A 255-nucleotide genomic window follows, 5' to 3' on the forward strand; every position below is an offset into this window, starting at 1 on the left:
GCTAGAGGGCTTAACGGTCGTGTTCGGGATGGGTACGTGTGGAACCCCTCCGCCATCGCCACCAAACGCGTAGCTTACATCTCAGAGTGTTGTTCTCTGAAAACTAGATTCGAAACGAAAGTCTGCGTTTTAGAACGTGCTAATTGGATAAGCCCTCGACCGATTAGTACTGGTCAGCTCCATGCATTACTGCACTTCCACCCCCAGCCTATCTACCTCGTCGTCTTCAAGGGGTCTTACATACTGGGAAATCTC

General features: G+C 50.6%; 2 rRNA genes. Both read right to left on the minus strand.

Going from position 1 to position 255, the window contains the following annotated elements:
* Positions 1-66: ribosomal RNA gene (rrf, locus tag M3636_RS29320) — 5S ribosomal RNA — on the minus strand; the annotation flags it as partial.
* A gap of 77 nt (positions 67-143) precedes the next feature.
* A 23S ribosomal RNA gene (locus M3636_RS29325) occupies positions 144-255 on the minus strand; the annotation flags it as partial.

The organism is Paenibacillus sp. MER 99-2, from assembly GCF_023714095.1.
Lineage (GTDB): Bacteria > Bacillota > Bacilli > Paenibacillales > Paenibacillaceae > Paenibacillus.